Annotated in this window: 18 protein-coding genes and 1 pseudogene; 4 read left to right on the forward strand and 15 right to left on the reverse strand. The window is 68.2% G+C overall.

Annotated elements, in window-relative coordinates; translation table 11 throughout:
- Positions 1–2: 2 nt before the first annotated feature.
- Both ACSFA5_RS25515 and ACSFA5_RS25520 read right to left on the reverse strand, forming a co-directional pair.
- Complete coding sequence (locus tag ACSFA5_RS25515) at positions 3–701, reverse strand: hypothetical protein (protein ID WP_435446842.1); 699 nt, start codon at positions 699–701, stop codon at positions 3–5.
- Positions 698–1231, reverse strand: coding sequence for a hypothetical protein (locus ACSFA5_RS25520; protein ID WP_435446843.1), 534 nt, complete (start codon positions 1229–1231; stop codon positions 698–700). The genes ACSFA5_RS25515 and ACSFA5_RS25520 overlap by 4 nt, the downstream gene beginning before the upstream one ends.
- 213 nt (positions 1232–1444) lie before the next feature.
- Here ACSFA5_RS25520 and ACSFA5_RS25525 point away from each other — a divergent pair, with 213 nt between their 5' ends.
- Complete coding sequence (locus ACSFA5_RS25525; protein ID WP_435446844.1) at positions 1445–2206, forward strand: hypothetical protein; 762 nt, start codon at positions 1445–1447, stop codon at positions 2204–2206.
- 27 nt (positions 2207–2233) lie between these two features.
- Here the strand turns inward: ACSFA5_RS25525 and ACSFA5_RS25530 are convergent.
- The 12 genes and pseudogenes from ACSFA5_RS25530 to ACSFA5_RS25585 all read right to left on the reverse strand — a co-directional run.
- Positions 2234–2884, reverse strand: a pseudogene (locus ACSFA5_RS25530) (ABC transporter ATP-binding protein); the annotation flags it as partial.
- 77 nt (positions 2885–2961) lie between these two features.
- Entirely contained in the window at positions 2962–3717 is a 756-nt protein-coding gene (locus ACSFA5_RS25535) for an ABC transporter ATP-binding protein (RefSeq protein WP_435446845.1), read from the reverse strand.
- Positions 3714–4703 (reverse strand): branched-chain amino acid ABC transporter permease, encoded by a 990-nt coding sequence (locus ACSFA5_RS25540; protein ID WP_435446846.1) that lies wholly within the window; start codon positions 4701–4703, stop codon positions 3714–3716. Before ACSFA5_RS25540 ends, ACSFA5_RS25535 begins: the two co-directional genes overlap by 4 nt.
- Positions 4700–5620 (reverse strand): branched-chain amino acid ABC transporter permease, encoded by a 921-nt coding sequence (locus tag ACSFA5_RS25545; protein ID WP_435446847.1) that lies wholly within the window; start codon positions 5618–5620, stop codon positions 4700–4702. The genes ACSFA5_RS25540 and ACSFA5_RS25545 overlap by 4 nt, the downstream gene beginning before the upstream one ends.
- A 131-nt stretch (positions 5621–5751) precedes the next feature.
- Positions 5752–6957 carry an ABC transporter substrate-binding protein gene (locus ACSFA5_RS25550; protein ID WP_435446848.1) on the reverse strand — a complete coding sequence of 402 codons (1206 nt, stop codon included), beginning with the start codon at positions 6955–6957 and terminating at the stop codon, positions 5752–5754.
- A 212-nt stretch (positions 6958–7169) separates the two neighbouring features.
- Positions 7170–7409, reverse strand: coding sequence for a F0F1 ATP synthase subunit C (gene atpE / locus ACSFA5_RS25555; protein WP_012745530.1), 240 nt, complete (start codon positions 7407–7409; stop codon positions 7170–7172).
- 168 nt (positions 7410–7577) lie between these two features.
- Positions 7578–12296: an RICIN domain-containing protein gene (locus ACSFA5_RS25560; protein ID WP_435446849.1), complete on the reverse strand. Its 4719-nt coding sequence runs from the start codon at positions 12294–12296 to the stop codon at positions 7578–7580.
- A 123-nt stretch (positions 12297–12419) separates the two neighbouring features.
- Positions 12420–13289 (reverse strand): class I fructose-bisphosphate aldolase, encoded by an 870-nt coding sequence (locus ACSFA5_RS25565; protein WP_435446850.1) that lies wholly within the window; start codon positions 13287–13289, stop codon positions 12420–12422.
- Positions 13290–13323: 34 nt separating this feature from the next.
- The gene (locus ACSFA5_RS25570; protein WP_435447063.1) at positions 13324–14304 is read right to left on the reverse strand and encodes an aldo/keto reductase; all 981 of its coding nucleotides are present in this window, start codon (positions 14302–14304) and stop codon (positions 13324–13326) included.
- 11 nt (positions 14305–14315) lie between these two features.
- Complete coding sequence (locus tag ACSFA5_RS25575) at positions 14316–15353, reverse strand: ABC transporter permease (RefSeq protein WP_435446851.1); 1038 nt, start codon at positions 15351–15353, stop codon at positions 14316–14318.
- Entirely contained in the window at positions 15350–16861 is a 1512-nt protein-coding gene (locus tag ACSFA5_RS25580; protein ID WP_435446852.1) for a sugar ABC transporter ATP-binding protein, read from the reverse strand. The genes ACSFA5_RS25575 and ACSFA5_RS25580 overlap by 4 nt, the downstream gene beginning before the upstream one ends.
- Positions 16858–17922, reverse strand: coding sequence for a substrate-binding domain-containing protein (locus ACSFA5_RS25585; protein WP_435446853.1), 1065 nt, complete (start codon positions 17920–17922; stop codon positions 16858–16860). Before ACSFA5_RS25585 ends, ACSFA5_RS25580 begins: the two co-directional genes overlap by 4 nt.
- A gap of 180 nt (positions 17923–18102) precedes the next feature.
- On the opposite strand from ACSFA5_RS25585, the gene ACSFA5_RS25590 reads away from it, so the two are divergent.
- From ACSFA5_RS25590 to ACSFA5_RS25600, 3 genes are read left to right on the forward strand one after another with little or no spacing between them, the layout of a single operon-like run.
- Positions 18103–19593, forward strand: a complete 1491-nt coding sequence (locus ACSFA5_RS25590; RefSeq protein ID WP_435446854.1) for an FGGY family carbohydrate kinase — start codon at positions 18103–18105, stop codon at positions 19591–19593.
- Positions 19590–21371 carry a glycerol-3-phosphate dehydrogenase/oxidase gene (locus ACSFA5_RS25595; protein WP_435446855.1) on the forward strand — a complete coding sequence of 594 codons (1782 nt, stop codon included), beginning with the start codon at positions 19590–19592 and terminating at the stop codon, positions 21369–21371. Before ACSFA5_RS25590 ends, ACSFA5_RS25595 begins: the two co-directional genes overlap by 4 nt.
- Positions 21368–22123, forward strand: coding sequence for a GntR family transcriptional regulator (locus ACSFA5_RS25600; RefSeq protein WP_435446856.1), 756 nt, complete (start codon positions 21368–21370; stop codon positions 22121–22123). The genes ACSFA5_RS25595 and ACSFA5_RS25600 overlap by 4 nt, the downstream gene beginning before the upstream one ends.
- A gap of 1 nt (position 22124) precedes the next feature.
- Here ACSFA5_RS25600 and uvrA read toward each other — a convergent pair whose 3' ends face one another.
- Positions 22125–25151 (reverse strand): excinuclease ABC subunit UvrA, encoded by a 3027-nt coding sequence (gene uvrA / locus ACSFA5_RS25605; RefSeq protein WP_435447064.1) that lies wholly within the window; start codon positions 25149–25151, stop codon positions 22125–22127.
- Positions 25152–25217: the final 66 nt, after the last annotated feature.

Below are 25217 nucleotides of genomic sequence, written 5' to 3' on the forward strand. Positions count from 1 at the left end.
CCTCAAAGCCCGGCCAGCTTCCTGAGCCTGCCGATGAGGCCCGGCACGCGGCCCTGGTCCGCGACGTCCGGCCTGAAGAACATGGGCAACTGGTCGACGAACGATTCGTCGGCCAGCAGCGCGTCGAACTCTTCCCGGATGAAGGCCTTCGCGGCCTCCGGCGCATCGTCGACTTCGCCGCAGAGCTCGGCGCGCCCGTCGACCAGGTTGACGATGTCCTCCATGTCGTGGTGCATGTAGTCGCCGTTGCCGCGGCCGTGGAAGGCCACGAGCTTGGTCGCCACGAACAATGGCGCGGACACGACCAGGATCTCGAGGCCATTCGCGAGCTGCAATTTGCCGGCGGACCTGACGACCTCCGCGTACCAGCGATTCGTCGAGTGCCCCAGTACATGCTCGTGCGAAGGCATGACATCGAGAACGAGGTCGCCATGTTTCCAGCGGCACATGTTCGCCTCGTCGGCGCTTTCCCTGAAGCCCTGGGCCCGGAGCTTGGGAATCAGCGCCTGGTAGTACGCGCCGGTCGATGCCACTTCCGCGACCAGGTCGACATCGATGGTTTGTCGAACAGGCGGTCGGCCGCGGTCGGTGATGAGCAGGCCGACAGCGCAGCCGCCGACCAGCACCAGCTCGTCCCGCAGCGGCCCCAGCGCCTGTGCGACCAGCTCGACGATCGTGACGTTCGGGTCCTGTGGGCTCACAGCAGTTCTTCCAGGCGCTCCTGCGCGATCGCGCGTTCCCTGGCTGCGCCCACCCTGACGGCGTCGAACAGGGACAGCACCGCATAGAGTTTGGGGTCCAGCCTTGCGGCGGCTGGAACGCACGGATGCAGCGGCGTCAGGGCCGGTCCCCAGCTGTCGCCCTCCGTGTCCGGCCAGACCGGTGACAGGTTGGCTGACCCCTCGAAGAGCGGCGCCAGCACGGGGCCGCCGATGGCCGTGGGCAATCCGCGCACCGTTGCGCCGAGCTGGCCGGGAAAGCAGTACTTTGCGCCGTGCACCACGAATTCCCTCACCGCAGGCCTCGACACCCGGATCGAGCCCGATGCCCGGCTGAGCAAGCGCGCCTGTTCGGCCCGGCGCGCCGAACCGTGAATCAACGACACGGCAATGCCGAGTTCGCTCGCCAGATGGACCAGCAGGAAGTCTCGGTCTGCATTGACTGCGACCTTCAGGACGAGCAACAGGTCTTGCGGTTTGAGTGCGGGTTGCTTGCTGTCGTGGCCTGCCATGGACTTCTCTTTCTGGAAACTGGAAAACGGTGAAGAGTTCGTTGAGAGGAAGTTATCAGGTATTTTCTATTTTCCGGAAATAAGAATTACCATGAATTTCGATTTTTTCTAGAATTTGCCTCGCAAATAAACTTAATTTATACTTATTTAAGTTTAAAAATGCATGGATCTTCTGCCGAGGGCATACGCTTTGAACTCCAACCAGGATCCCTGATGGCTGAAACTCGAAAGAAAAGCCCCCGTGCGCCGTCGATGCCGCTGGACGAAGCGCTGGACCGTGTGATGAAAGCCTATGACAAGCAGCGTCTGCGGCCCGCGCCCACCGACGAGGTTGCCCAGCATATTGGCTACAACTCCGCGAACAACGGCGCTGCGTTGAGTGCGCTGGCGTCGCTGCGTTACTACGGCTTGCTCGAACGCCCGCGCGACGGTGTGCTGGCCGTCAGCAAGGACGTCGAGGCATTTCGATTTGCACCCTCGGAAGAACTGCGCCGGGCCTTCGTGGTTCGATTTCTGCGAACACCTCCGCTTTTCGCAGAGCTGCTGGATGCGTACTCGACGGGCCTGCCTTCGGAAAGCGAACTGAAGTCCGCGCTGTTGCAGCGGGGCTTCCTGCCGGCCGCGGCGGCGGCGATGGCGGTGGTGCTCGAGCGGTCCGTCGGCTTCGCGCGGTACTTCGATGCGCCGGGGTCTTCGAGCGCCGATGCTGTCCAGCCTGACGGCAATGCGCCGGCGTCCGACCCGCCTGCTGAACGTGCGCAGGGCTTTTCGCAGCCTGCGCGCCAGGCCCTGTCGGTCAACAGCGGTCCGGACCCGGCCCCGCAGGAACTGCCGATGCATGACCGCATTCCGATACGCCTGCCCGGCGGACGCCGCGCATGGCTCGTGATTCCACCGGTCTTCTACGAATCGGACAAGGCAAGGATCAAGGCGCAGATCGATCTGCTGCTGACGGAAGACGGCGACGACGCTTGACGCGAACCTCGCCCACGGTCGAGCGAGCTACACGCCCAGGTACCGCGTCCACAGCGACCGGTCGGCGTCCAGCGCCGCCGAGTCGCCCTGCCACACCACGCGCCCGCGTTCCAGGATCACGTGGCGGTTGGCCAGCGGCAGCAGGCGCTGCACGTACTTGTCGACCACCAGGATCGCTTCGCCCTCGGCCTTGAGCGTGGCGATGCAGTGCCAGATCTCCTCGCGGATCACCGGGGCCAGGCCTTCGGTGGCTTCGTCGAGGATCAGCAGGCGCGGGTGCGTGGACAGTGCCCGCGCAATGGCCAGCATCTGCTGCTCGCCGCCCGAGAGCTGGTTGCCGGCGTTCGCCCTGCGTTCCGACAGGCGCGGAAACAGCCCGTAGAGCGCCTCGACCGTCCAGCGCGGCGCGCTGCCCGGGCGCGGCCGTGCAAAGGCGCGCAGGTGCTCTTCCACGCTGAGGTTGGGAAACACGTGCCGCCCCTCGGGCACGATGGCCACGCCGCGCCGCGCAATGGCGTCGGGCCTCATCTGCTTGTTCGGGCCGCCGATGGCCTCGCCGCTGAAGTGCACGCTGCCGCGCATCGGCGAGAGCGAGCCGGTCAGCACCTTCAGCAGCGTGCTCTTGCCCATGCCGTTGCGCCCGAGCAGCGCCAGCACTTCGCCGGGGCGGATGTCGATGTCGATGCCGAACAGCACCTGGCTGGCGCCGTAGCCGGCCTCGATGGATTTCGCTTCCAGCAATGTGGATGCCGCGCTCATGAATGACCTTCCGCTTCGGTGCCGAGATAGACGGCCTGCACATCCGGGTGTCCGCGCACCTCGTCCGCCGTGCCGCTCATCAGCACGCGCCCCTGCACCAGCACCGTAAGGCGGTCGGCCAGGCGGAACACCGCGTCCATGTCGTGCTCGATCAGCAAAATGGCCATCGACGCGCGCAGCGACTCGATCAACTCCACCATGCGCGCCGATTCGTCCGGCCCCATGCCGGCCATCGGTTCGTCGAGCAGCAGCAGCTTGGGTTCGGCCGCCAGCGCCAGCGCCACGTCCAGGGCGCGCTGCGCGCCGTGCGGCAAGGTGCCCGCGATGCGCTCGCGTTCACTGGCCAGCCCCACGCGGTCGGCCAACGCCACCGCGCGGTCGACAAGGTCGTGCTCCTTGGCGCGCGGCGCCATGAAGCGCAGGCTGCTGCCCGCGTGGGCCTGCGTCGCGAGCATCAGGTTGTCGTGCACGGTTTCCTTGGGGAACACACGCGTCACCTGGAAGCAGCGCGACATGCCCGCGGCCACGCGCTGGTGGTCTTTCAGCGCGGTGATGTCCCGCTCGTCGAGCAGCAGGCGGCCGGCGTCGGCCTTCAGCAGCCCGGTGATCAGGTTCACCAGCGTGGTCTTGCCCGCGCCGTTCGGCCCGATGAGCGCATGCACCTCGCCGCGCTCCACCGTGAGGTTCACATGGTCGGTCGCCAGCAGGCCGCCGAAGCGCTTGACCAACCCTTCGATTCTGAAAAGGCTCATGACTTGCTCCCTCGCGCCTCTGGGGAGAGGGCTGGGGCGACGGGCACGCGGCGCTTGTACAAGGCAGCGAGTCCCTTGGGCGCCCACAGCGCGACAGCGATCAGCAGCAAGCCCAGCGGCATGTGCCAATGCTCGGTCTGCTGCTTCAGGAATTCTTCGAGCACCAGCCACACGACGGCGCCCACCGGCCCGCCCCAGCTGCGCCCCAGCCCGCCGATGACCACCATCACCAGCAGCGTGGCCGACTGCGTCCAGTGCATCGTCGCCGGGCTCACGAAGCCGTTGCCGCCCGCGAGCAGCGCGCCGGCCAGGCCCGCGATGGCGCCCGCGATGGCAAAGGCCACCAGCTGCAGGCGAAACACCGGATAGCCCAGCGCGCGCATGCGCGTCTCGTTGTCGCGGATGCCCATGATCGCGTGGCCGAAGCGCGACTGCGTGGCGCGGTGCAGCCACCAGAGCGCCAGCACCACGATCACCAGCACCACCCAGTAGAAATTCGACTCGTTGCCCAGGTCCAGCCCCGGCAGCAGCACGGGCCGGCTCATGAGCGTGTAGCCGTCGTCGCCGCCATAGCGGCGCAACGACACCACCACGAAGTAAAGCATCTGCGCGAAGGCCAGCGTGGTCATGATGAAGTACACGCCGCGCGTGCGCAGCGCCACCGTGCCGATCAGCGCGGCCACCAGCCCCGCGACCAGCGCGGCGGCCGGCCACAGGACCCAGCCCGACAGCACGCCCGCGTCGCTGAGCGCCACCACCGTGTACGCGCCCACGCCGATGAAGCCCGCGTGCCCCAGCGCCACCATGCCGCCGAATCCGAGAATGAAGTTGAGGCTCGCGGCAGCCAGCGCCACGATGAGCACGCGCCGCACGAAGCCGATGTAGAACTCGAGCCCGAAGAGCGGCGCCACCAGCGGAAACGCCGCCAGCAGCAAGAAGACGACGCCGACTGCGACGTAGCGTGGGGATGAGAGGGAAGACTTCATGCGCGCGCCGAGAACAGGCCCGAGGGCCGGAAGATCAGAACAATCACCATCAGCGCGTACATCGCGACTTCGGCGAACAGCGGGCCCAGGTCGGCCGCGGTGGCCGGCGGCAGCGTGGCGCGCAACAGCATCGGCACGAAGGCGCGCCCCACGGTGTCGACCAGGCCCACCAGCAGTGCGGCCACGAAGGCGCCGCGCACCGAACCGATGCCGCCGATCACCAGCACCACCAGCGCCGGAATCAGGATGGCCTCGCCCATGCCGACCTGCACCGCGACGATCGGGCCCATCAGCGCACCGGCCAGCGCGGCCAGCGCCGCGCCCAGCAGGAACACGCCGTTGAAGATGCGGCCCACGCGCACGCCCATCAGCTCGGCCATCGGCCGGTCGGACGCGCCCGCGCGCACCCGCATGCCGATGCGCGTGTGGTTGACCAGAAGGTAGAGCGCCAACGCCACCAGCAGCCCGCCCCCGAGGATGACCAGGCGGTACGAGGGGTAGGGCAGGCCGTCCATGAGCTCGATGGGGCCGGAGAGCGCGGCGGGCGTCGGCGCCATCACCGGCGAGGGGCCCCACACCATCTTCACGATGTCGTCGGCCACCAAAATCACGCCGAAGGTGGCGAGCACCTGCGCGAGGTGGTCGCGCGTGTAGAGCCGGCGCATCAGCAGCACTTCGAGCAGCAGCGCCACCACCACCGTGACCGCCACCGCGATGACGATGGCCGCGGTGAACGACCCGGTGCGCGTGTGCGCCTCGGCCGCCACGTAGGCGCCCGCCATGAACAGCGAGCCGTGCGCGAGGTTCAGCACGTCCATGATGCCGAACACCAGCGTGAGCCCGGCCGCCAGCAGGAACAGCATCAGGCCGTAGCCGAGGCCGTTGAGCAGCTGCTCGAGAACAAGAATTCCACTCATAGAAGAACCAAAAGGTTTGCCCGCGTTTTCATTCAAGGAACACCGAGGAACCGGCTTTGCCGGGCCTCGGGTGTTGCCCCCGGTAGGGGGAAGGAGTAGCGACACGAAGTGCGCGAAGCCTGGGGGCGAGCCTATTTCAGCGGGCACTTGTCGGCGTACGAGTCGCCGTAGTTCGTGAGCACGGTGTTGATCAGCTTGTTCGTGACCTTGCCCTGTGCGTCTTTGCCGACCACGCGCAGGTAGAAGTTCTCGATCGGGAAATGGTTGTTCGCGTACTTGAAGCTGCCGCGCGTCGAGGCGTAGTTGGCCTTCTTCAACGCCGCCACCACGGCTTCGCGGTTCTGCGCGTTGCCGCCCGATTGCTTCACGGCCGCGTCCATCGCCAGGATCGCGTCGTAGGCCTGCGCCGCGTACACCGACGGGTAGCGGCCGTTGTATTCCTTGCGGAAGGCGGCCACGAACTGCTTGTTGGCCGCGTTGTCCAGGTCGTGCGCCCAGTGCGAGGTGTTGAACAGGCCGAGCATCGGGTCGCCCACGGCACCGATCACGTCCTCGTCGGCCGAGAAGCCGCTGGTCACCAGCGTGATGTCCTTCGACAGGCCCGCGCCCACGAACTGCTTGATGAAGTTGATGCCCATCGCGCCGGGCAGGAAGAAGTAGATCGAGTCGGGCTTGGCCGCGCGCAGCTGCGCGAGTTCGGCGGCGTAGTCGATCTGGCCGAGCTTGGTGTAGAGCTCGTCGGCCACCTGGCCCTTGAACTGGCGCTTGAAGCCGCCCAGCGCGTCCTTGCCGGCGGGGTAGTTGGGGGCGATGAGCACGGTCTTCTTGAAGCCGCGGTCCTGTGCGAACTTGCCGGCGGCCTCGTGGAACTGGTCGTTCTGGTAGGCGGTGCCGAAGAAGAAGGCATTGCACTGCGCGCCCGCGAACTGGCTGGGGCCGGCGTTGGCCGACAGGTACGGCACCTTGGCATTGAAGAGCGTGGGCCCCACGGCCAGCGCCACGTTGGAGCCGATGGGGCCGCTGAAGATATCGATCTTGTCGCGCTGGACCATGCGGTCGACCAGTTGCTTGGCCTGGTCGGGGCTGCCGGCCATGTCGGCCTGCACGAACTCCACGTCCTGCCCGCCGAGCTTGCCGCCCAGCTGCTTGATGCCGAGCGCGAAGCCGTCGCGCGCCTCGGCGCCCAGCGCCGCGAATGGCCCTGAAATATCGAGGGCCAAGCCCACCTTGACCGGCGCGGCCAGGGCCGACATCGACGTGCCGAGGGCCGCGCCGCACAGCAGCAGCGAGAGCAGGGTGCGCGGCAGCGCGGGCGACTTCGGGGACAGATGGCTCATGGATTCTCCGGCGAGGAAGGGGTGAAACGACGCACCGGCACCGCTCCCCGCGGCACCGTCAACATCGAACCGTTGATAGCTAAATACTTTAACCATAAACAATTCGGTGTCAACGGTGCTAGCACGAATGGTGCCAGTGGTTCATGTCACTTCCTGGTGCGCGAGCCCTGTTTTGCGGGGCCTTGCCGGACCTCGCCGTGCGCCGCAGCAGGTCAGCCGAAGGGGTTGGCGGTGGCGAACCACAGGCCGATGCCGGTCGCGATGATGAAGGCGCCGTCGGTCACGCCCGCCACCAGGAAGAACTTGGTCTGCAGCGTGTCGACCAGCTCGGGCTGGCGCGCGGTGCTCTCCAGGAACTTCTGGCCGACCAGCCCGATGCCCAGGCACGAGCCGAGCGCCGCCACGCCGATCAGCAAGGCGACGGCGAGGGGAAGGATGTTGAAGCCGGTCATGGTGTTTTCTCCTGGGGGTTGGTGAATCGATGGAGGTACTTTTCCAGAGCGGGTGCTTGCGGTCCATGACGTGAGAGGTCATGCGCAGGGCGCGGCGCGAACGAAAAAAAAGCCGCCCGGCTGACCGAGCGGCTTTGCAGGCGGCTTTCGAAAAGAGCGTTGTTCAGCTCATGGCATTTGCGCCCAGTTCTGGTTGTTGCCGCCGTTGCAGGTCCAGGTGATCAGCGCCGTGTCCTGCGTGGTCGAGCTGTTCGGCACGTCCAGGCACGAACCCGAGGCCCGGTTCTTCAACGCGCCGCCGACCACGCTCCACTGCGCCGTGTTGCCCGCCGAGCAGGCCACCTGCACCACGGGTGCGTTGGTGGTGGCCGTGCCGTTCTGCGCCAGGCACAGCCCGCTGTGCTCCGCCACGAACTGCACGTAGCCGCCGACGAGCGGTGTCACCGTGAACTTCTCGTGGCTCGCGTTGCCGCAAGGCCATTGCACCGCGGTGGTGCCGCTCGCCGCCGCGCCGGCCTTGATGTTCACGCACATGCCGCTCAGCTCCGAACGCAGCCGCGCCACGAACGGCGGGGCCGTGTCCAGCGAGCGCACGTATTCGCGCAGCGCCACCACGTCCGAAGGCGGCAGGCTGGCCGCATTGCCGTGCCCGCCGGCCAGCACGTCCTGCAGCGTGGCCGCCTGCCCGTTGTGGAAGTACGAGGCCGCGTTCCACGTGCCCGACAGCGTCGGCGTGTCGAAGCCCACGCCCGCCAGCGGCTGGTTGATGCCCTTGCCCGACGAGAGCTGCACGGTGCCCACGTCGTGCCGCAACCCGTCGCGCAAGGTGCCGCCGGTGTGGCAGGTGGCGCACTGCGCGGTGTTGAACACGGTCTGGCCGCGCACCGCTTCCACGCTGAGGTTGCCGTCCGACAGGCGCGCGGGGCTGCGCAGGTACTTGTTCAGCGAGCCCAGGTAGGCCGCCAGGTCGTCCAGCTGCGCGTTCTTGCCGGCCTTGGGAGCGCCCAGCGGGTCGGACGTGGCCGTGAAGTCGGCGTTGCTCAGGAAGCCGGTGCCGCCGAACTCGTTGCGGATGTCGTGCTCGAAGTCCTGCACCTCGTCGAAGTTGGCCGTCCAGTGCAGCTTGCCGTGGCTGGTGCCGCGCTTGCCCTGCAGGCTGATGGTGCGGCGCAGGCCCTCTCCGCGCTGGGTGAAGTCCCACACCATGCCGTCGTCGCCGCCGTCCGCGTGGCAGCTCGCGCAGGAGATGTAGTTGTCCTTGCTCATGCGCCGGTCGGAGGCGTTGTAGAACACCTGCTTGCCGCGCAAGGCCGCCGCCGCCATCGGTTCCGTCGCCACCGTCTGCACCGTCTGCAGGAAGGTCGGGGCATTGCTTTCGGACGTCAGCACCGTCGCCACGTCGTGCACCGTGACCGAGCGCGCGAGGAAGTTGTTGACGAACAGCCGCTTGCGCACAGCGTCCAGGTACAGCCCGTGCGGCGCGCTGCTGGCGTTGATCTCGCCGCGCACCGAACGTGTGTAGCTGTCGACGATGGCCACGCGGTTGCCCTCCATCTGCGCCACGAACAGATAGTCGCCGGCTGGCGAGAACAGCGCGGCGCGCGCGGGCGCGCGGTCGTCGAAGTCGATCTGCTCGTCGAACTTTTCCGCCGCCTGCTGCAGGTCGACCTGCGACAGGATGGAGCGCACCGTCTGGTCGTGCATGAGGTTCGTGCCGTCGCGGAACTTGCCGCGCACGATGTTGTCCTTCTTCGAAGGCAGCACGGCGCGCGTGCCGTCGGGCGAGATGACCACCTGGCTCAGGTAGTTGGCCACGCCGCGCGCGCGGCTCTCGGTGTCCACTGTGGTGGTGTCCACCGGCAGTGCGATGGTGCCCATCGCGCTCAGGCTCTGCAGGTTCACCTTGTGCAGCTGGCCGCCGGTGAGCTTCGACTTGAAGCGCGTCACGTAGGCCACCTGCGAATCGGCGCTCACCGCGATGCCGCGCACCTCGCCCTGCAGCGGCACGGTGCCGGTGGCGTTGCCGTTGGCCGGGTCGAAGCTCATCAGCGCCGACTTGCTCTCCAGCGTGAGCAGGCCCTTGGTGCCGTCGGGCGTGAAGACCACGCCGTACGGCCCGCTGCCGTAGCCCAGCGACACGCTGGCCGACACAACGCCGTCGGCCGCGTTCAGCGCCACCAGCTTGTCTTCGCCGTGCACCGACACCCAGATGCGGCCGTCGGGGCCCACGGCCAGCGTCTTCGGCTCGTCGCCCACGCGCGTCTCCCAGCGCTTGGCCAGGGTCTGCGCGTCGATGGCGGCGACCGTGCCGCTGTCGGGGTTCACCGAGTACACCGAGTTGGCGTCGCCCGCGATGTTGGTGGTGTGCGTGGGCGCGCGCGCGGTGACCGGTGCGATCACCGTCACGTTGTACGTGTAGTAGCTCTCGCGGCCCGCCGTGTCGCGCACCGTCAGCGTCACCGTGTAGTGGCCGGGGCTCGTGTAGGTGTAGGTGTAGCCCGGCTGGCTCGCGAAGGCCGTCTGCGTGCCGTTGCCGAAGTTCCAGCGGTACTGCGCTCCGCCGGCGCCCAGCGTGGCGGGCGCGAACACCAGTTGCCCGTTGACCACCTTCGGCCCGCCGCCGATGCCGGGGTCGCCGATGATGGCCTGGCCGCGCAGCGTGGCGACCTCGGCGTCGTTCAGCACGCGCCCGTACACGCGCACCTCGGCCAGCGTGCCCTTGAAGAGCGCGGTGTTGCCCTGGATCTGGCCCAGCACCTGGAACTTGTTCGCCAGGCCCTTGTTGCCGGTGAGGCCTGCGGACGAGGTCTTCGCGCCGTCGACGTAGACGGCCTGCGCGCCCGAGGCCGCGTCGCGCGTCAGCACCACGTGGTGCCAGGCGCCGTCGTTCACCGCCGCGGCCGAGGTGGCGCCCGCTTCGTTGCCGACCGACAGCTTGATGCGCCCGCCGGTGTCCAGCCAGCCCCAGAACACGTCGTCCGTGCCGCTGACCTGGTCGCGCCCGAACAGGCCGGGCGCGGTCCACGAATTCGCTGCGCCGGCCTGCGTGGTCTTCATGTAGAAGCTCAGCGAGGCGGTGCCGCCCAGCACGGTGGCCACCGTGTCGTTCTTCAGCGGCACGCCCGCGGTGCGGTTGGCGAAGTTCAGGCCGATGCTCTCGAAGGCGTCACCCGAGACCGGCGTGCCGTTGTTGGCGCCGATCGGGTCCGAGAGGTTGCCCGCCAGCGTCCAGTGGTGCATCAGGCTGATGTCGGTCGCGTTGCCGGTGTGGAACACCGACCTGTAGTCCGCGCCGATGGCGTTGCCCGCATAGTCCTTCATGCCGTTGGCCGGCAGGAACACCTCGTAGCTGGTGCCCGGTTGCAGCGGCTGTTCGGGGTGGAAGTTGACGATGCCCAGCTGCACGCTGTAGGTGCCCTCCAGCGTGTTGCCGCCCACCGGCCGCACGATGAAGGTGTTGGCGTTCACGCTCTCGGGCCGGATGTTGTCGGTCATGCCCAGGCCGACGCGCGAGGTCAGTGCCTGCTGCTTCGCGCCGCTGGCGGGCGAGACCTGTTTCACTTCGGGCCGGGTGGTGTCGGGGTCGACCTGGTGCACGACGAAGCCGCTGCCCGAGCCGTGGTCGTTGCCCACGAAGACGAGGTTGCCGAACATCGCGACCTGGCCGTTGTCCGAATGCGTGAAGTTCGGGTCGTCCTCGCGCAGGATGCTGCCGCGGCCCACCTCCACATGGTTGAGCGGATTGCTCACGTCGACCTTGTGGATGCGCGTCTGCGCGCCTTGAATGACGTAGTTGTCCTGCGTGGCGCAATAAAGCTGTTCGTCGATGACCAGCCGGTTGTCTTCTGCCACGAAGCGCGAGCGGTCGCTCAGGTCGTAGCTGTACATCTTCGCGCCGCTGTTGCGCGCGGAGGTGTGCAGGTTCCGGCCGTCGAAGCAGGTCGCGTAGTAGAACGGCGTGGTGCCCACGATGGCATCGAGCACCTTGGGGTTGAGCGGATCGGAGATGTCCAGGCTCGCGAAACCGCCGTTGCTTTCCATCGCGGTCAGCACCATGTGGTTGCCCATCGTGAAGATCGGGCCGATGCGAAAGCCGCCGAGCTCGCCGGTGGGAACCGGGTTGGGCTTGCCGGCGCCGCGGCTTGCGACCACGGCGTTCGCGGGGTCCCTGGCGTCGACGATGAAGATGCCCCGGCCCGCCGAGGCCACGTACAGGTAGGGCGCCTGCCACCAGAGCTGCCAGGCCACGTCCTCGTAGTCACCGCCGTTGACGCCGGGCAGCGCCAGCTTCTTCACCTGCTTGATGTCGTTGATGTCGGTGAAGTCCCAGAACTCGACGCCGTTGATGCTGGGCAGCACCACGTAGGTCTTGCCGCCGATCTTCGCGGTGCCGAAGGAGTGCGTTTCGCGGAACTCCTTGGTGCGGCCACCTGTAGCGTCATCGGGCTCGTAGATCTTCTTGACGAGCTGGATCTGGCGCGGGTTCGACACGTCGTACAGCAAAAAGCCGCCCGGGCCCAGGCCGCTGTCCGGCGCGAACGAGGTGAGGAAGTAGCCGTTGATCATGATGCCCGCGTTCATGCCGTAGTCCTTGCGGCCCGGGTACGTGGCCGGCACTTCGCGCGACTCGTAGGCGGCGCTGTGCGCCGGGTCGAGCGGGTGCGCGGGGCTGGTGATCATCGACACCGGCTTGAATAGCTCGCCCGAGGTGTACGTCAGGTTGCCCAGACCCGGCCCCTGCAGCGGGAGCGGGTCGGCCACGGCCTGGGCCAGCGCCGCCGCCATGGTGTTGAGGGTCGTCATCGGACCGACCCCGGTGATTGCCGCATGCGTCAGCAGCGTGACGAATGGCAGCAGGAACGCCATCAAGTAATACCGGATTTTCATCGTCGCCTCCAGGTTGTTGGGTCACTCGCGAAAGTGCGCGCGCAGGGGCGCACCCGGCCGGCGACAAGTGCGTCGCCGGCCGTACAGCCTCTCCCTCTCCTCGTTGTCGACGGCGCCGCGTCGTCAGTTCACATTGCTTTTTTTCTGCGCGCCGCCCGATTCGTAGATGTCCCATGCTTCCTTGGCGCTGGCGCCGCGGTGGATCATGGCCATCAGTGCGTCCACCACCGCCGACGGGTTGGCATGCTGGTACACGTTGCGTCCGTACACCATGCCGACCGCGCCCTGGTCGAGCAGCACGCGCGAGCGTGCGAACACCTGCTGCAGGTCTTCGCGACCGCCGCCGCGCACGAGCACGGGGCAGCGCGCGGCCTGCACCACGCGGTGGAACTCGGCGGGGTCGGTGGTGGGGTCGGCCTTGACGATGTCGGCGCCCATCTCGCGCGCCAGGCGCACGAGCGTGACGATCTTCCCGGCGTCGCCGTCGACCATGTAGCCGCCTTGCTCGCTGTGCGGGCGCATCACCAGCGGCTCGATCATCAGCGGCATGCCGTAGCGGTCGCAGTCCGCGCGCACGCGCGCAATGTTCTGCACGCACTGGCGGAACAGGTCGGGCTCGTTCGGCAGCATGAACAGGTTCACCACCACGCAGGCCGCGTCGCGCTGCACCGCGGGAAGCACCGGGTCGTGCTCGTTCTGCAGCAGCGCCCACATCACGCGGTGCGCGGTGGCGTTGTAGGGGTTGCCCATGTCGATGCGCTGCACCAGCGCGGGCTTGTCGCGGCCCGGGCGGTCCTGCAGCAGGTCGGCCTGGCCGTGGTTGAGCTGCAGCGCGTCGGGGCGCGCGGCCACCAGCTTGTCGACGACGGCGGACATGTCTTCCAGGCCGCTCAGGAAAGAGGGCTCGTTGCACACGCCATGGTCGAGCGCGATGTCCAGGCAGCGCCCGTGGGTCAGCAGCCGGTTCAGGCGTGCGGTCTTGTCCTTCGACATACGAAGAGGTCCTTGTGTGGGGGTGTGAAGAAGATCAGGCCAGCGTGTGCAGGTACCTGCCCGCCGCCGCATCGATGAGCTGCAGCGCGTCGTCGCGCAAGACGAGCGAGCCGGCGGCCGCGTTCTCCGTGGCCTGCTTGCTCACGCGCGCGCCGCACAGCGCCACCTGCACGCTGCCGCGCGCCAGCGTCCACGCGATCATCAGTTGGCCGAACGAGCATTCGAGGTGCTTGCGCAGCGGCTCCAGCTCGTCGAAGAAGGCCTTGAGCTTGGCGCGGTTCTCCGCGCTGAAGCGCGGGTTGGTGGCGCGCTGGTCGTCGCCGGTGAACTGGCGTGCGGGGTCGATGGGGCCGGCGAGCAGGCCGAGTGCCAGCGACGAGTAGCCCAGCACCGCCACGCCGTGCTCGGTGCACAGCGGCACCAGCGTCTGCTCGATCTCGCGGTCGATCAGGCTGTAGCGTTCCTGCGCCGCATCGACCGGGCCGCAGCGCAGGTACTCGGCGAGTGTTTCGGGGCTCACGTTGCTCACGCCGATGGCGCGGATCTTTCCCTGCTTCTTGAGGTCGAGCAGCGCGTCCATGGTCTCGGCCACGGGCGTGGTGCTGTCCTGCCAGTGCGTGATGTACAGGTCGATGTAGTCGGTCTGCAGGCGCTTCAAGCTCTCTTCGCATTCGTGAAAGACCGATTCGCGCCCCAGGTAGCGGTACACCGGGTGGCCGTCTTCCTCGAAGAAGTGCGTTCCCTTCTGCGTGTGCCATACCAGCCCGCACTTGGTGGCGATCACGGCCTGCTGGCGGCGGCCTTTCAAGGCGGTGCCGACGATGCTTTCCGAGCGACCGAGCCCGTAGGCCGGCGCGGTGTCGATCAGCGTCACGCCCGCGTCCAGCGAGGCTTGTATGGCCAGCACGGCGGCCGCGTTGTCCCCGCCGCCCCACATCCAGCCGCCCATGGCCCAGGTGCCCAGGCCGATGGCCGCGCATTCGATGCCCGAGGGCCCCAGGGTGGTCTTCTTCATTGCTGCGTTGTTCATCGCTTGGTCTTTCTCGTGTTCAGGATGTGGTCGATGGTCACGGCCGCGAGCAGGATCAGGCCCTTGATCACGTCCTGCCAGTAAGGCGACACGTCCAGCAGGATGAGCGAGCTGGTCACCACCGACAGCAGCGCCAGCCCCAGCACCGCGCCCAGCACCGTGCCCGAGCCGCCCTTCAGGCTGGCCCCGCCGATGACGGCGGCGGCAATCACGTTCAGTTCCATGCCCACGCCGAAGGTGGGCGTGGCGGCGCCGAAGCGCGCCGTGTAGATCACGCCGGCCAGGCCCGCCGAGGCCGAGCACAGCACCGTGACCCAGAACTTCACGTGGCCCACGCGAATGCCCGAGTACAGCGCGGCCTTCTCGTTGCTGCCGGTGTAGAACACGCGGCGCAACAGCGAGGCGCGGCGCAGCACGAAGTCGCTCACCACCACGATCGCCAGGAAGATCAGGATCACGGCCGGAATGCCGAACAGCGTGCCCTGGCCGATGAACTTGAACTCCGCCGGCAGCGAGAACAGCGACTGCGGCGTGCCCTGCGTGAGCGCCAGGCACAGCCCGCGCACGATCACCATGAACGCCAGCGACGCAATGAAGTGGTTCAGCCCGATGCGCGTGACGCAGCCGCCGATCATCGCGCCGATGCCCGCGCTGGCCGCAATGGCGACGAGCCCCGCCGTCCACGGGTCGAACCCCAGCAGAAAGAGCTTGCCCGTCACCACCATCGCGAAGCACACCACCGAGCCCACCGACAGGTCGATGCCCCCGACGATCAGCAGAATGGTCATGCCCACCACCACGATGCCCTCGATGGAGAACGACAGCAGCATCGCGCGCACGTTGTCCCAGGTCAGGAAGTAGGGCGACGCGAAGCTCATGGCCACGCACAGCACCGCGATGATGAGCAGCAGGCCCATCTCGCGCATGCTGGTGAGCTTGCTGGCGGCGTTGTTGGGTTTGAGGGGGCCGCCGCCTTGCTGTCGTGGCGTCAGGCCCGCGGGCGCCCCCGCGTCGAGTTGTGCCGGGTAGTTCATGCTGTTTCCTGTTCGCAAAGTCCGGAGGCCAGCCGCAGCAGCGCCTCTTCCGTCATGTCGTTGTCTTGCACTTCGCCGGCCAGCCGGCCGTCGCGGATCACCAGCGCGCGGTCGCACAGCCCGATGATCTCGGGCAGCTCCGACGAGATCACCACCACGCCCACGCCCTGGTTCGCCAGCTCGCGCAGGATGTGATGGATTTCCGACTTGGCGCCCACGTCCACGCCGCGCGTGGGCTCGTCCATCAGCAGCACCGAGGGGTGCGTGGCCAGCAGCTTGGCGATGGCCACCTTCTGCTGGTTGCCGCCCGACAGGCTGGCCACGTCGATGTCCACGCCGTCGCTCTTGAGCTTGAGCTTGGCGCCCAGCTCCACCGCCAGCTTGTGCTCGGCCGAGCGCTGCAGCAGGCCGAAGCGCGAGCTCACGCGCCGGAGCGCCATCGAGGCGATGTTCTGCGCAATGGGCAGGTCGAGGTACACGCCCGCCGCCTTGCGGTCTTCGCTGAGATAGGCGATGCCCTCGCGCAGCGCGTCGCTGTACTTGCGGATCGTCAATGCCTTGCCGCGCAGGCGCACCGTGCCGCGCGTGGCCGTGCGCAGGCCGCACACGGTTTCGGCGAGTTCGCTGCGGCCCGCGCCCATGAGGCCCGCGATGCCGAGAATTTCGCCGCGCTTCAAGGTGAACGAGATGCCGTGCACGCGCTCGCCGTCGGCGATGTCGCGCACCTCGAGCACCGGCTCGCCGTGCGTGGCGTCATGTTGCTTCGGCGGGTAGTAGTTGCCCAGGTCGCGCCCGACCATGCGGCGCACCAGGCCGTCGGCGTTCAGTTCGGCGAGCGGCCCGCTGTGCACGTTGCGCCCGTCGCGCAGCACCGTCACGCGCGAGCAGTGCGCAAAGATCTCGGCCATGCGGTGGCTGATGTAGACGATGCCGATGCCCTGGCTCTTCAGGTCGTGCAGCACCTTGAAGAGCGCGGCCGATTCGTTGTCGGTGAGCGCGGCGGTCGGCTCGTCGAGGATGAGCACCTTGCAGTCGAGCGTGAGCGCCTTGGCGATCTCGATGAGCTGCTGCGTGGAGATGCTCAGGTCCTTCACCAGGCAGGCGGGGTCCACGTCCTGGCCCAGCCGCTGCAGCACCTGGGCGGCGCGTGCGTTCAGGTCGGCGTAGTTCATCCACGCGTGCTTGCCGGCGTTGATCTCGGGCATGAAGATGTTCTCGGCCACGGTGGCGTCGGCGCACAGCGCGATCTCCTGGTGCACCAGGCCGATGCCCAGGCGCATGGCATGCGCCGGGCCGTCGATGACCACCTGTTGCCCGTCGAGCGAGATCTCTCCCTCGTCGGGCCGGTGGATGCCGTCGATGATGTTCATCAGCGTGGACTTGCCCGCGCCGTTCTCGCCGCACAGCGCGTGGATCTCTCCGCGCTGCAGCGAGAAGTCCACGCCCGTGAGCGCGCGCGAAGCGCCGAAGCGCTTGCTGATGCCACGCAGTTCGAGCAGGGAGCTCACTCGCCGATTCCCTTGGTGCCACGGCGCGCGAGGTACTTGTCCCAGTAGAAGTCGTCGGCGTTGGCCTTGCTCACCACGGCCAGGCCGTTGTCCAGGAAGGGCACGGCCATCGGGTTGGTGCCGTTGCGCTTGGCGTCGTTCATCGGGTCGATGAGGCCCGGGTTCTTCGCCAGGAACAGCATCATCATGCCCATGTAGCCCTGCATGCCCTGGTTCGGGTTGATGGAGCCGAACACGTCGCCCGACTTGATCATGTCCAGGATCTTGGCGTTCACGTCGCAGCACATCACCTTGATGTTCTTCTTGCTCTCGACCTTGGCCTGCGCCGCGCCGAGTGCCGAGTTGGCCTCGGGCATGAACAGCGCGCCCAGGTTCGGGTTGGCCTGCGCCAGGCTCAGCACCGCCTGGTAGGCCTTGTTCGGGTCCTGGTTGCTGGCGGCGCGGCCGACCAGCTTCATGCCCGGATGCTTGGTCTTCATGCGGTTCACGAAGGCGGCGATGCGGCGGTCGTGGTTGTCCTGGCCGGGGTTCTCGAGCACGGCGTATTCGCCTTTGCCGCCCATCGACGCGGCAATGGCGTCGGCCGCCTGCGTGCCTTCACGGTCGTTGTCCGACGTGATGAACGAGGTGCGCTTGGAGTTGGGCGAATCGGCCGCGAAGGTGACCACCGGAATGCCCATCGCCGCGGCGCGGTTGATGGGCTCGATGAACGGGTCGGGGTTCATCGGGTGCAGCAGGATGCCCGCGGGCTTGCGCGCCAGCTCCTGCTCGAAGGACGCGAGCTGCTTGTTCACGTCGTACTCCGGCGTGCCGGTGTAGCGGGTGCGAACGCCCAGCGTGCGGCCGAGCTGCTTCATCATTTCGTAGACCGGAAACCAGTACTCCACGCCCGACACCATCACGTTCATCACGTAGACGTCGCTGGCGTTGCCGCGCAGGCCCGCACCTGCTGCTGCGCCTGCCGCAGGGGCGGCGGCTTGCTGCTGCGCGAATGCGCTCGCGCCCGCCAGGCCGATGCCGGCGGCGGCTGCGGCTGCGGACTTCAGGAAATTTCGCCTCATTTTTTGTCTCCTCGCGTTGGGTGGCTCAACTTGCGGCGCTGCCCTTTCGGGGCAGCGCCTTGATCCTCTTTGTCACGACAGTTGTTATGACAGGTAGAATGTAAACGCTGCCCGTTTGAAGCGATAACTAGGGGAAACGCTACTGGCAAGCCGCTTTTATTCCGCCGAAGCTGTTATGACATGAAGCCCAACATACTGATCGGCATCGACATGGGGTCGAGCAGCCTGAAAGCCCTGGCCCTCGAAGCCGGGAGCGGCCGGGCCGTCGCCCTGTCCCGAATGCAACTGCCGCACGACCGGCTGCCCGGCGGGGGATGCGAGGTGGCCGCCACGGCCATCCGCGCGGCCCTGACCCACGTGCTGCGCGACGTCGCCCACCAGCTCGGTGCCCGCGTGGCCGAGGTCCGCGCCATCGGCTGCACGGGCCACGGCGCGGGGCTCTACGCGCTCGACGCGAAGAACGAACTCGTGGGCGGCAGGGCGGTCGCCTCGACCGACCAGCGCGCCGACGCGCGTGCGCGCTCCCTGGCAGCAAGCCACGGCAAGGCGCTCTTCGCGGACGTCGGCTGCCAGCCGTGGCCGGGGCAGCCCACCGTGATCGCTGCGGAGCTGCTGGGCACCGACGCCGTGCAGCGCGGCGCGGTGCGCCGGCTGCTGTTCGCCAAGGACTACCTCGGCTTTCTGCTGACCGGCGAGATCGCCACCGACGCGAGCGACGCGAGCACCGCGGGGCTGGTGGCCATTGCCACGGGCGGCTGGTCGCAGGCGGCCTTCGACGCATCCGGCATCGCCGACCTCGGGCCGCGCGCCTTCGGCCCGCTGGTGACCAGCGGCGAGGTCATCGGCACGCTGCGGACTGCCGAAGCCGCGCTGTGCGGCCTGCCGGCGGGCATTCCGGTGGCGATGGGCGCCATCGACCTGCTGGCGTCGATGACGGCCATCTGCGCCGAGGGAAGGGGGCGTGCGGTGTCGGTGTTCGGCACGTGGTGCGTCAACGCGGTGATTGGACCGATGATCGAGCCCAAGCCCGATGTCGCGGCGGTCGTGAACTTCGGCCGCGCCGACAAGCGCCTGTACATGGAGAACAGCCCGTCCTCGATGGCCAACATCGCATGGCTGGCCGGCGTGCTGGGCCTGCCCGATGCGCGCGCGGTGGTCGACCTGGCGATGTCGGTGCCGCTGGGCGCCGGCGGCCTGCGCTTCCTGCCGTTCGTGAACGGCGGCAGCGGCGGCGTGACGGCGGGCTTCGTGGGCCTCAAGAGCCATCACACGCGCGGCGACATGGCGCGTGCGGTGGTCGATGCGGTCGCCGCGCTGCATGCGCGCCACATCGCGCGCCTTGCGGCCTGCGGCCTGCCGGTGTCCGCATCCACCGTGCTCGGCGGCGGCGCCAGCGACACGCGGCTCGTGCGCCTGCTGGCCTCGTTTCTCGGCCGTCCGGTCGAACGCTGCGCCGACGACGAGACCGGCGCGCGCGGCGCGGCGCTCTACGCCGCCATGTCGCAAGGCATCGACCGTGCCGCGCACGGCAGCGCCTTGCTCGCGCCCTGCGACACGGTCGAACCCGACGCCGCGCAGGCGCGCGCCCATGCCGACTTCAACGCCGGCTTCAACGAACTGATCGACACCATGCCTCCTGTGTTTTCCCACCTGGCCGGAGCGGCGCAATGAGCGCCTGGCAACTGCCCTTCGTGCGTCCGGCTGCGCTGGCCGATCGCCATTTCTCCACCGTGATCGTCGGCGCGGGCATCAACGGCGTGGGCGTGTTTCGCGACCTGTGCCTGCAGCGCGTCGACTGCCTCATCGTCGACAAGGGCGACTTCAGCGCGGGCGCCAGCAGCGCGCCGTCGCGCATGATCCACGGCGGCCTGCGCTACCTGGAGAACGGCAGCTTCTCGCTGGTGGCCGAGGCCACGCGCGAGCGCAACCTGCTGCTGCGCAACGCACCGCACCTGGTGCAGCCGCTGAAGACGGTGGTGCCGCTGTCGAGCTTCTTCGGCGGGCTGATGAGCAGCGCGCTCAAGTTCTTCGGCCGCACGCCGCCGCAGCGCACGCGCGGCCTGCTGGCCGTGGCCGCGGGCCTGCGGCTGTACGACCTGCTGGGCCGCCGCCAGCGCGTGATGCCCAACCATCGCATTGCCCGCGTGCCGCCCGCCGACCGCAACCTGTTTCGCGCGGCGGTGCGCTGGACTGCCACCTTCTTCGATGCATGGATCAGCCACCCCGAGTGGCTGGTGCTCGAACTCATCGGCGACGCCTGCCGCGACCAGCCGCGCTCGGCCGCGGCCAACCACTGCCGCGTGATGGGCTGCGCGGGCAACATCCTCACGCTGCGCGACGAGATCACCGGCGCGCTGGTGCGCGTGACGGCCGACACGGTGGTGAACGCCAGCGGCGCGTGGCTGGACCGCAGCACCGCGGTGCTGGGTGGCGCGGGCTCGCGTGCCAAATCACGGGTGATGGGCACCAAGGGCTCGCACCTGGTGCTCGACCACCCGGCGCTGCGCGACGCGCTCGAAGGCCGCATGGCGTACTTCGAGGCGGCGGACGGCCGCGTGTGCATCGTCTATCCGTTTCTCGACCGCGTGCTGGTGGGCTCCACCGACATCCCGGTGGACGACCCCGACCAGATCGGCACCGAGCCGGCCGAGGTCGACTACCTGCTCGACGTGCTGGCCGAGGTGTTCCCGAACCTGGCTTTCGGGCGCGGCGATGTGGTCTACACCTACGTCGGCGTGCGCCCGCTCGCGCGCTCCGACGCCGGCAAGCCCGGGCAGATCTCGCGCGACCATTCGGTGGTGCTCGACCTGCCGAACGCGTCGCGCGACATACCCATCGTGGGCCTGGTCGGCGGCAAGTGGACGACCTTCCGCGCACTCGCCGAAGAAGCCACCGACGAAGTGCTGCGGCAGCTGGGCCGCCCGCGCACCGCGTCCACGGAGCTGATTCCCATCGGCGGCGGCGCGGAGCTGCCGGGCGATGCCGCCGCCACGGCGCGCTTTCTCGACCGCATGGTGGCGTCGTCGGGCGTGGGCCGCGCGAGGGCCCAGGCGCTGCTGGGCCGCTACGGCTCGAAGGCGCTGCCGCTGGCGCAGCGCCTCGGGGCCTCGGGCGACGTGCCGCTGCAGCACGCGCCCGATTACTCGGTCGCCGAACTCTCTTACCTGTGCCTGGAAACCGGCGTGGTGCACCTGGACGACCTGGTGATCCGCCGCACGCTGCTGGCGATTCGCGGCCTCGTCACCGACGCCGTGCTGGCCGAGATGGCCGGCATCGCGGCCGAGGCGCTCGGCTGGGACGCACGGCAGGCCCATGACGAGCTGCAGGCTTGTGCCACCGCGCTGCGCGATCGGCACGGCGTGGGCCTTTCGCCGGTGGCGGCGCGGGCGCACACCGCTTTCGATGCATCATTGACGACACCTCAGGCCGCAGGCCAGCCCTCCACGTGAACTCTTCGACCGATACTTCGACCGTGCTCGACCGCGGCTCCGAATCTCCCCTGTGGGCCCAGTTCCGCGATGCGCTTCGCCTGCAGATCCTGCAGGGCGTGCTGCCCATCGGCGCCAAGCTGCCGTCGGAGGCCGAGCTGGGCGAGCAGTTCGGCATTTCGCGCATCGTGGTGCGCGAAGCCCTGGCCGACCTGGTTCGCAACAACCTCATCTACAAGATCAAGGGCCGCGGCGCTTTCGTGTCGGCGCGCGAGCGCGACGAGGACTTCGTCTCCACCGTGCTCGGCTTCTCCGACGAGATGGAGCGCAAGGGCCGCTCGGTGCGCACGCAGATCCTCACGCAGGAGCTGCGCGCGCCCACCGCGCAGGAGGCCGCGTCGCTGGAGCTTGCCGACGACACGCAGGTGGTGGCGCTCAAGCGCCTGCGCAGCGTGGACGGCGAGCTGCGCCTGCTGGTGGAAACCGTGGTGCCCGCCGACCTGGCGCCGGGGCTGCACCGCACGCGGCTGGACGACCGCTCGCTGTACGACGTGCTGCGCCGCCAGTACGGCCTGCGCCTGGTGCGTGCCGAACGCTGGATTGACGCGGTGCTGCCCGACGCGGCAACCTGCGCGCTGCTCGACCTGCCCGTGCCCGAGCCGCTGCTGCGCATCGAGTCGATCGCCTACGGTGCCAACGGAAGGCCGCTGGAGCACTACCGTGCGCTGCACCGCTGCAAGACCAGCCGGCTGCATGTGCAGACGACGACCTGAGCTACAGCAGCCGCTTCAGGTACCGCCCCGTGTGGCTCGCCTCGTTCGCCGCGATGTCTTCCGGCGTGCCTTCGCCCACCACCGTGCCCCCGCCCGCGCCGCCTTCGGGGCCCATGTCGATCAGCCAGTCGGCCGTCTTGATGACGTCCAGGTTGTGCTCGATCACCACGATGGTGTTGCCCGCGTCGCGCAGCTGGTGCAGCACCTTCAGCAGCAGCTCGATGTCGGCGAAGTGCAGGCCGGTGGTCGGCTCGTCCAGGATGTACAGGGTGCGGCCGGTGTCGCGCTTGCTGAGCTCCAGCGCGAGCTTGACGCGCTGCGCCTCGCCGCCCGACAGCGTGGTGGCCGACTGGCCCAGCTTGATGTAGCTCAGGCCCACGTCCAGCAGCGTGCGCAGCTTGCGCTCGATGGTGGGCACGGCCTTGAGGAACTCGTGCGCGGTCTCCACCGTCATCTCGAGGATCTGTGCGATGTTGCGGCCCTTGTAGAGCACCTCGAGCGTCTCGCGGTTGTAGCGCTGGCCGTGGCACACCTCGCAGGGCACGTACACGTCGGGCAAGAAGTGCATCTCGACCTTCACCACGCCGTCGCCCTGGCAGGCCTCGCAGCGCCCGCCCGCCACGTTGAAGCTGAAGCGCCCCGGGCCGTAGCCGCGCTCGCGCGCGGTGTTGGTCTCGGCCATCAGCTCGCGGATGGGCGTGAACAGGCCGGTGTAGGTGGCCGGGTTGCTGCGCGGCGTGCGCCCGATGGGGCTCTGGTCGACGTTGATGACCTTGTCGAAGTACTCGATGCCCTCGATGGCCTCGTGCGCGGCCGGCTCCTCGTGCGCGCGGTACAGCGTGCGGGCCACGGCGGTGTAGAGCGTGTCGTTTACCAAGGTCGACTTGCCCGAACCCGACACGCCCGTCACGCAGGTCAGCAGGCCGACCGGAAACGCCACGCTCACGTTCTTCAGGTTGTTGCCGGTGGCGTTGACCACGCGAATTTCCTGCAGGTCGCTTTGCGAGGCCAGGTGCGCCGCTTCGCGCGCGGCGCGCCGTTCTGCCGCGGGGCTGGGCGCGAAGCGCGAGGCCTTCTTGCCTTCGTTGAACGCGGCCTTCTTCACGACCGGCAGCCAGGCGGTGCGGTGCTTGGGCACCGCGATCTTGCGCACGCCCGACAGGTACTGGCCGGTGAGCGATTCGGGGTTGGCCGACACCTCGGCGTAGGTGCCCTGCGCCATCACGCGGCCGCCGTGCACGCCCGCGCCGGGGCCCATGTCGATGACGTGGTCGGCGGCGTGGATCATGTCCTCGTCGTGCTCGACCACGATCACGCTGTTGCCGATGTCGCGCAGATGCTTCAGCGTGCCGATCAGCCGGTCGTTGTCGCGCTGGTGCAGGCCGATGCTGGGCTCGTCGAGCACGTACATCACGCCCGTGAGGCCCGAGCCGATCTGCGAGGCCAGCCGAATGCGCTGCGCCTCGCCGCCCGAGAGCGTCTCGGCGCTGCGGTCCAGGCTCAGGTAGTTCAGGCCCACGTCGTTCAAAAACTTCAGGCGCAGGCCGATCTCGCGCACTACCTTGTCGGCGATGTCGGCCTTGGAGCCGCGCAGTTTGAGGTTCTGGAACCAGGCGAGTGAATCGCGCAAGGTGAGGTGGCTGAGCTCGAAGATCGCCATGCGGGGAGCCTCACCACCGTCCGCCGGCCGGCCCGATTCGTCCACCAGGAACACGTTGCGCGCCTCGGGCCGCAGGCGCGAGCCGCCGCAGTCGGGGCAGGGCTGCAGGTTGCGAAAGCGCGCGAGGTCTTCGCGCACCAGCACCGAATCGGTCTCGCGGTAACGCCGCGTCATGTTCGGAATGATCCCCTCGAAGGGGTGCTTCTTCGTGAGCTTCTTGCCCACGAAGTTGCCCGACTCCATGGTGTAGTTGAACTTGATCTCTTCGGCCGCCGATCCGTTCAGCACCACTTGCTGCACCGAGGCGGGCAGCGACTCGAAGGGTGCGTCGACGTCGAACTTGTAGTGCTTGGCCACGCTCTCGATCATGCTGAAGTAGTAGCCGTTGCGCCGGTCCCAGCCCTTGATGGCGCCGCTGGCGATCGACAGCGACGGAAACGCCACCACGCGCACCGGGTCGAACACCTCGCGGTGGCCCAGGCCGTCGCAGCTGGGGCAAGCACCCACGGGCGAGTTGAACGAGAACAGGCGCGGCTCCAGCTCCGACAGCGAGTAGTGGCACACGGGGCAGGAGAACTTGGCGTTGAACAGGTGCTCCTTGTCGGCCACGCCCGCAGCGCCATCGGCACTGCCCTCAGGCCTTGCGCCCAGCTCCAGCGCGATGGCGCGGCCCTCTGCCAGGCGCAGCGCGGCCTCGAAGCTCTCTGCCAGGCGCTGCTGCATGTCGGGGCGCGCGCGCAAGCGGTCGATGACCACGTCGATGTCGTGCTTCTCTGTCTTCTTGAGCTTGGGCAGGTCGTTGTATTCGTAAGTCTCGCCGTCGACGCGAAAACGCACGTAGCCCGCGGCCTGCATCTCGGCGAACAGCTCCAGGAACTCGCCCTTCTTCTCGCGCGCCACGGGTGCCAGGATCATCAGGCGCGGCTCGCCGGGCAGGGCCAGCGTGGCGTCGACCATCTGCGAGACGGTCTGCGCCTGCAGCGGCAGGTGGTGGTCGGGGCAGTAGGGGGTGCCGGCGCGCGCGTACAGCAGGCGCAGGTAGTCGTGGATTTCAGTCACCGTGCCCACGGTGGAGCGCGGGTTGTGGCTGGTGGCCTTCTGCTCGATGCTGATGGCGGGCGACAGCCCCTCGATCACGTCGACGTCGGGCTTGTCCATGAGCTGCAGGAACTGCCGCGCATAGGCCGACAGGCTCTCGACGTAGCGGCGCTGCCCTTCGGCATACAGCGTGTCGAACGCCAGGCTCGACTTGCCCGAGCCCGACAGCCCGGTGATGACCACCAGCTTGTTGCGCGGAATGTCGAGGTCGACGTTCTTCAGGTTGTGGGTGCGCGCACCGCGGATGCTGATGCGCTGCTGCGCGAGCACGGCACCGAGGTAGGTGTCGCGTTCGCGCTGGGCGTCACGTTCGCGTTCCTCGCGCTCGGCGTGTTC

Origin of the sequence: Variovorax monticola, from assembly GCF_051216855.1 — a bacterium.
Lineage (GTDB): Bacteria > Pseudomonadota > Gammaproteobacteria > Burkholderiales > Burkholderiaceae_C > Variovorax.

Coding starts and splice junctions, on each gene's coding strand:
- ACSFA5_RS25520 (WP_435446843.1), bottom strand. CDS start 1,231: ATGGCAGGCCACGACAGCAAGCAACCCGCACTCAAACCGCAAGACCTG.
- ACSFA5_RS25525 (WP_435446844.1), top strand. CDS start 1,445: ATGGCTGAAACTCGAAAGAAAAGCCCCCGTGCGCCGTCGATGCCGCTG.
- ACSFA5_RS25535 (WP_435446845.1), bottom strand. CDS start 3,717: ATGAGCCTTTTCAGAATCGAAGGGTTGGTCAAGCGCTTCGGCGGCCTG.
- ACSFA5_RS25540 (WP_435446846.1), bottom strand. CDS start 4,703: ATGAAGTCTTCCCTCTCATCCCCACGCTACGTCGCAGTCGGCGTCGTC.
- ACSFA5_RS25545 (WP_435446847.1), bottom strand. CDS start 5,620: ATGAGTGGAATTCTTGTTCTCGAGCAGCTGCTCAACGGCCTCGGCTAC.
- ACSFA5_RS25550 (WP_435446848.1), bottom strand. CDS start 6,957: ATGAGCCATCTGTCCCCGAAGTCGCCCGCGCTGCCGCGCACCCTGCTC.
- atpE (WP_012745530.1), bottom strand. CDS start 7,409: ATGACCGGCTTCAACATCCTTCCCCTCGCCGTCGCCTTGCTGATCGGC.
- ACSFA5_RS25560 (WP_435446849.1), bottom strand. CDS start 12,296: ATGAAAATCCGGTATTACTTGATGGCGTTCCTGCTGCCATTCGTCACG.
- ACSFA5_RS25565 (WP_435446850.1), bottom strand. CDS start 13,289: ATGTCGAAGGACAAGACCGCACGCCTGAACCGGCTGCTGACCCACGGG.
- ACSFA5_RS25570 (WP_435447063.1), bottom strand. CDS start 14,304: ATGAAGAAGACCACCCTGGGGCCCTCGGGCATCGAATGCGCGGCCATC.
- ACSFA5_RS25575 (WP_435446851.1), bottom strand. CDS start 15,353: ATGAACTACCCGGCACAACTCGACGCGGGGGCGCCCGCGGGCCTGACG.
- ACSFA5_RS25585 (WP_435446853.1), bottom strand. CDS start 17,922: ATGAGGCGAAATTTCCTGAAGTCCGCAGCCGCAGCCGCCGCCGGCATC.
- ACSFA5_RS25590 (WP_435446854.1), top strand. CDS start 18,103: ATGAAGCCCAACATACTGATCGGCATCGACATGGGGTCGAGCAGCCTG.
- ACSFA5_RS25595 (WP_435446855.1), top strand. CDS start 19,590: ATGAGCGCCTGGCAACTGCCCTTCGTGCGTCCGGCTGCGCTGGCCGAT.